We start from the raw sequence: 6,304 nt of genomic DNA on the forward strand, positions 1-6,304 counted from the left end.
TGGCGAGTTATGGGGCGCCCTGCACGGCAGAAGACTCAGACGCTTAGTATGACCCGGCGAAACGACCGCACCAGGCACGACCATGCAGCCGCCCCGCTGGCAGACTGTCCGTTCGTCCCTCCCCCCACCCACACAAAAAAAGAGCCCCCAGGCCCAAACACCCAGGAACTCTCCCAAAACTCAAATATCCAATTATCATCAATCGTTACCAGTTGTCACCAACCATCACCCAACGCGCAGCCGAAACTTCTGAATCTCCTTCTCACTGGAAACCCTCTCAATCTCAGCCCCAAGACTCCTGAGCTTCTCCTCAAAATTCTCATACCCACGCTGGATATAAACAATATCATCAACAACCGTAACACCCTCAGCAGCCAACCCCGCAATAACAAGCGCAGCCCCCGCACGAAGATCCGGCGCACTCACACGCGCCCCCGTAAGCTTCCTCACACCATCAATAATAGCAGAGTTCCCCTCCACCTTAATATTGGCACCCATCCGTGAAAGCTCATCCGCATACTTAAACCGGTTCTCAAAAATACTCTCAGTAACAATACTCGTACCCTCAGCCAAAGCCAAAGTAACCGCGATCTGCGGCTGCATATCCGTAGGATAACCAGGATAAGGCAACGTCTTCACATGCGTACGATGAAGCACATGCGGCGCACGGACACGAACCGCATCATCAAACTCCTCAACCTCACACCCGATCTCCTCAAGCTTAGCAGTAGTAGCCTCAAGATGCTTAGGAATAACATTACGAACAGTAACATCACCACGAGTAGCCGCAGCAGCAAACATAAACGTACCAGCCTCGATCTGGTCCGGAATGATCGAATACTCCGTACGATGAAGCGTCTCAACACCACGGATACGGATCACATCCGTACCGGCACCCTTGATATTCGCCCCCATACTGTTCAGGAAATTCGCCACATCAACAACATGCGGCTCCCTCGCAGCATTCTCAATGATCGTACGACCAGTCGCCATAGAAGCAGCCATCATAATATTAATAGTAGCACCAACAGAAACCACATCCAGGAAAATATGGCTGCCATGCAGATTCTCCGCCTTGGCAACAATAGCACCATGACAGATATCAACATCCGCACCAAGAGCACGGAAACCCTTCAGATGCTGGTCGATCGGCCTGCTGCCGATATTACATCCACCCGGAAGCGGAACCTCCGCATGCTTATACTTACCAAGCAAAGCACCCAGAAGATAATAAGAAGCACGGATCTTCTTGATAAACTCATAATCCACGCTGAGATTGCCGATAGTAGAACCGTTGATCTTTACAGTAGACTTATCAATACGCTCAACCTGAGCCCCGATCTCGGAGATCGCCTCAAGCAGAACATTGATGTCCCTAACATCTGGCAGATTCTCGATCAATATAGTTTCATCAGTCATAATGGCTGCTGACAATATCGCAAGCGCCGCATTCTTCGCACCCGCAATATCCACTTCTCCAACCAGAGGATTGCCGCCTTTAATCACATACTGTTCCATAACACACCTCTATTATTTACTCCTCTATGAGCAGAAACTTTCTCTGAATTTACTGCAGGAACAAACGTTCCGCAATACCGTTTTTTAGGTCAGTTGTATATTATAACACATATTTCAGATTTGTAAACAATTTATGACGAAAACCTGTCACAACCCATGACCCGAAACACTCCAGCAAACCGTTTCCACAAGCCAACAGTTACGCCTTATCTCCCCTGTTCTTCAGTGCCTCAAGCACAACCTGGAGACTCCCCTCCAGATCCTTATCCTCTTCATCCACCACAATGTCCGCATATTTCTCATACAAAGGAACACGCTCATCATAAAGACTCGCCAGCGTCTGCCCCTCCTTGAGCACAACACCACGCCCCTTAAGATTACCAAGACGCCTGGAAAGAAGCTCCAGCGAGATCTTAAGATACACCACAACACCCTCAGACTTCAGATGCTGCATAGCCTCATCGCAGTAAACCACACTTCCACCGGTAGCGATCACCGTATTCTCCACCTGGATTGAAGCATTCACACGATTCTCGATCGCCTTGAAGCCCTCTGTACCCTCATCCGCAATGATCTCACTCAGAGTCCTTTTCTCCGCCTTCTGGATCAGCAGATCAGAGTCAATAAACTGGTACCCAAGTACCTTCGCAAGTACGACACCGATGCTGCTCTTCCCCGCACCAGGCATCCCTATCAGTGTAATATTATTCATACTGTATCCTTTCATTTTAGCATAACAGCTGCCAAATCTCAATAAACCTTACAGCTCCGAGAACCTACCGTTTCTCTCTCCCTGCCTTTCCCGACGTCTTTAATTTCCCTGACATCCCTGGCTTTCCTGACATCTTCAACTTCCCTGACATCCCTGGCTTTCCCGACGTCTTCAACTTCCCTGACATCCCTGGCTTTCCTGACATCTTTAACTTTCCTGACATCCCTAGCTTTCCTGACATCTTCAACTTTCCTGACATCCCTGGCTTTCCTGACGTCTTCAACTTCCCCGCCATCTCTGCCATCTCTGCTTCGCTGTCTGATTCCCTGTCTGATTTCTTATCCAACTTCTTCTGCATCTGCTTCTTCTGCTGCTTCCTCTTTACGCTGTAGCCGAAGGTTCCCACCTTCCGGCCACCCGCCAGATACTCCCCATGGGAATAAACCAGAAGACCCGCATCATTAAGACGAAACCTGTTGTTTTTATCCATATAAGCTTCATCCGCATGGACCGCAAGCACATCCGCAAGAAACATGTCATGAGACCCCAGCTCCTTCACCTCACGCACCCTGCACTCGATCGAAACCGGAGCCTCCCCGATCATCGGTGCAGAAACAAACTGCGCTTTCTCTTTCGTAAGGTTCAGCTTCCGGAACTTGTCCACATCACGTCCCGAACGGACCCCGCAGAAATCCGTTGCAAACGCCAGCTTCTCCGTTGTCAGATTGATCACAAATTCACCCGTTTTCCGGATCATATCATAGGAATAACGGGAAGGTCGGACAGAAATATAAGCCATCGCCGGATTGGTACACACCGTCCCCGTCCACGCAACCGTTATGATATTATCGTTACCCTCACCATCGGTAACACTCACCATTACAGCCGGCAGCGGATAGATCATGTTCCCCGGCTTCCATAACTGTTTCGCCATTTTCCGTCACCTCTTATGCATAATCGCTGTTCATCAGCTGAGCAGCCTCCATCATAGCCGGGATCAGCTGCTTCTTTCTGGAAACCACACCCGGCAGACTGAAGGTATCTCCATCCGGTTTCCGCTCAAAAGCGATCTCCGCCATCTGCTGGCTGCCCTCCCCGTAAAACAGAAGCTCTGTAGACTCCTCCAGGATATTCGTCAGCATAAAATAAACTCTCGTGATATCATGACGGCCACACTCACTCACCATAAACGGCATCAGCTTCTCCTTGATCTCCTTAAGCTCCTCGCTGTCCATGGAACTGATCTGACCCACACCAAAGGAAACATTACCCTCACCGATAAACTTCTTATAATCCTGATAAAAAATCTCCTCCGGAGACTTATCCTTCAGATTACTTCCCGCAGAAAACATCTCTCGGGCAAACTCCTCGATCTTGATTCCCGCGATCAGCGCAAGAGCACTGGCAGCGATCTTATCCGTCTGCGTACAGGTCGGTGAACGGAACATCAATGTATCCGAAATAATAGCCGCACAGAGAAGCCCCGCGATTTTTTCCGGGATCTCCAGTCTCTGCTCTCCGTAGATCTCATAAAGGATCGTGCCCGTACATCCCACCGGCTCATTACGAAAAGCAACCGGCGTCATAGTCTGCAAGGTACCCAGCTTATGATGATCGATGATCTCAAGGATCTCCGCCTTCTCGATATTATCAACAGCCTGATCCACCTCATTATGATCCACAAGAACCACTTTCTTTTTATGCATATCCAGAAAATTACGTCTGGAGATCGTACCGATACACTTACCATGAGGATTGATCACCGGAAACGCCCTGTGACGGTTTTTGATCATAACATCCTGGATATCATCCGTAAAATCCTCGGTATTAAACGTAACCATGTTATCCCGCTTCATAACAAAGCTGACCGGAATACTCTGATTGATCAGACGCGCAATATTAAACGTATCATACGGAGACCGGATGATCACGATATTCTTCTCATGAGCAAGCTTTATAACCTTCTCGGAAACCACGATATTCAGCCCCACGATGATACAGCTGACATTCTGGCTGATCGCCTGAAGATGATCCTCCTCACGGTCACCCATGATGATCATATCATCCTCCTCAACGTAGCCCTCCAGCATCTTCGGGTTGGCAGTACCGACAAGCACACGCCCCTTCACAAAATATCCGTGTCCGTTACCTTCCACCACTTCACCGCCAACAGTTTCGGCAATTCTCTGATACTGCGTCCTCGCATTGGAAAGAAGATAACTGTCTGTAGTATCCATATAGGTCTTTGCGATATCACCAATCGTCACAAGCCCCTCCAGACACCCATCCTTATCACGGATCGGAAGAGAAACGATCCCGTTCTCCTGCATCAGATCCCAGGTATTCTTCAGCGACATATTCTTATCCGCCTGCGGACTGGTCCGGATATCCATATCCTTGACCTGCGTACCGATATTTCCCAGATAAGCCGGCGGCTGTACGCCAAAACGGTTCAGCACATACCTGGTCTCCTCATTGATCTGCCCCGCTCTCTTCGGGATATATTTTTTATTCTGCGTAGTTCTGTTCTTAATATCCGCATAAGCAATAGCCGAACAGATGGAATCCGTATCCGGATTCTTATGTCCGATTACAAATATTCTCTCCGGTTTTTTCATACACATCCATCCTTTTTCATCCAAAATAATCATAATTTAATATTTGCAAACAAAGCACCCAGGGAAGTAGTAGCCTCTTCCCCCGACTCCGGAAGCTCAAAAGACTCCTCCTCAACCTCCTTAGCCATCAGATCCGATGCCTCTTTAATACTCAGGCTCAGCTTACCATCCTTGATCGCGATAACCTTCACCTTAACCTTATCCCCAACACTCAAAACCTCAGAAGGCTTCCGGATCCTCTTCTCACAGATCTGAGAAATATGCACCAGCCCGGAAACCCCGTTCCCAAGCTCCACAAACGCACCATACGGCTGCAAACTCTCAACCGTACCCTCCGTCACAAAGCCAACCTGGATATTGGAAATCTTATTCCGTTTCTCCACCTCAGCCCTCTCACGAAGAATCTCCCTCGCCGAAAGCACCAGCCTCTTCTTCGCCTTATCAGCCTCGATCACCCGCACCTGGATCGGCTTATTCAGAAACACCTCCGTATCCTCAACAAACTCCAAAGCAAGCCTCGACGCCGGAATAAAACCACGGACACCCTCAACATAAGCAATGGCACCCCCGTTAACGATCCCCTTCACAACAACATCCAGCACCTCACCCGAATCCTGAAGCTCCTTCAGCCTGTCCCAGGCAAGCACATCCGCAGCATCCACTCTGGAAAGAAGAATATTCCCCTGGCCATCATCCCTGCGAAGAACCATCGCCTGAACCTCATCCCCCGGCTGAACAGCCTCTTTAATATTAAACCCCGGCACCCGGGAAAACTCCTCCACCGGAATAAAACCCTCAGCATAAAACTTAAGGTCAAGAACAACCCCCGACTCATCCACACTCACAACAGTCCCTGAGATAATATCACCCTCATCGATCCTCTTAAAAGAAGCCTCCAGCTCCCTCTCAAAATCCTTCATAGACTCCGCCATATCCAGACCTCCCATTCAAACAAAAACCCAACCACCGCCGCCCCAAACCAGACGACAGCACTATAATCCTAATCATTATAGCATGCACACCCCACCCGCGCTATATTTTTTGCACTGGAAATTTCTTAACCCCTTTATTTCTCTCCAACGCACAGAACAGACTCAGATCAGCCCATTTATCACAACCTTGATGCTTTCTTTATTTCTCTCCAACACACAGGACGGACTCAGATCAGCCCATTTATCACAACCTTGATGCTTTCTTTATTTCTCTCCAACGCGCAGGACGGACTTAGTACGATTCCAGAATTTCTTTGTAGTGCATCCTTTTTGTTTCTCTCCAACACACAGGACGGACTGCCGGAGGGGCGGCTGCATGGTCGGGACCCGGTGCGTCGGAGTAAGCCGCTGGTCATACTTAGCGCCTGAGGCTTCTGACGGGAAGGTACTCTGCGGCCACAAGCCGCAGAGTAAGCCCCATCTGTCTGAGCCAGGTACGCATCAGCGTACATGGCGAGTTATGG

The 6,304-nt window shown here is 49.2% G+C and carries 4 protein-coding genes and 1 pseudogene; all 5 read right to left on the minus strand.

Annotated elements, in window-relative coordinates:
- Positions 1-225 precede the first annotated feature (225 nt).
- On the minus strand, positions 226-1,518 hold the full coding sequence (locus BLP57_RS17365; protein WP_092073580.1) for a UDP-N-acetylglucosamine 1-carboxyvinyltransferase: 1,293 nt from the start codon (positions 1,516-1,518) through the stop codon (positions 226-228).
- 199 nt (positions 1,519-1,717) lie between these two features.
- Positions 1,718-2,230, minus strand: coding sequence for a shikimate kinase (locus tag BLP57_RS17370; RefSeq protein ID WP_044961515.1), 513 nt, complete (start codon positions 2,228-2,230; stop codon positions 1,718-1,720).
- A 346-nt stretch (positions 2,231-2,576) separates the two neighbouring features.
- Positions 2,577-3,164: pseudogene (locus BLP57_RS17375) on the minus strand (flavin reductase family protein); the annotation flags it as partial.
- 13 nt (positions 3,165-3,177) lie between these two features.
- Positions 3,178-4,848 carry a putative manganese-dependent inorganic diphosphatase gene (locus BLP57_RS17380; RefSeq protein ID WP_044961512.1) on the minus strand — a complete coding sequence of 557 codons (1,671 nt, stop codon included), beginning with the start codon at positions 4,846-4,848 and terminating at the stop codon, positions 3,178-3,180.
- A 29-nt stretch (positions 4,849-4,877) separates the two neighbouring features.
- Positions 4,878-5,780: a 30S ribosomal protein S1 gene (locus BLP57_RS17385; protein ID WP_092073586.1), complete on the minus strand. Its 903-nt coding sequence runs from the start codon at positions 5,778-5,780 to the stop codon at positions 4,878-4,880.
- Positions 5,781-6,304 lie beyond the last annotated feature (524 nt).

The sequence above is a fragment of the Blautia sp. SF-50 genome, from assembly GCF_900101315.1.
In the GTDB taxonomy this organism is placed as follows: Bacteria; Bacillota; Clostridia; order Lachnospirales; family Lachnospiraceae; genus Blautia_A; species Blautia_A fusiformis.

What these genes read in the sequence shown, in the direction of transcription:
- BLP57_RS17385 (WP_092073586.1), bottom strand. Translation starts at nt 5,780, where the DNA reads ATGGCGGAGTCTATGAAGGATTTTGAGAGGGAGCTGGAGGCTTCTTTT.
- BLP57_RS17380 (WP_044961512.1), bottom strand. Translation starts at nt 4,848, where the DNA reads ATGAAAAAACCGGAGAGAATATTTGTAATCGGACATAAGAATCCGGAT.
- BLP57_RS17365 (WP_092073580.1), bottom strand. Translation starts at nt 1,518, where the DNA reads ATGGAACAGTATGTGATTAAAGGCGGCAATCCTCTGGTTGGAGAAGTG.
- BLP57_RS17370 (WP_044961515.1), bottom strand. Translation starts at nt 2,230, where the DNA reads ATGAATAATATTACACTGATAGGGATGCCTGGTGCGGGGAAGAGCAGC.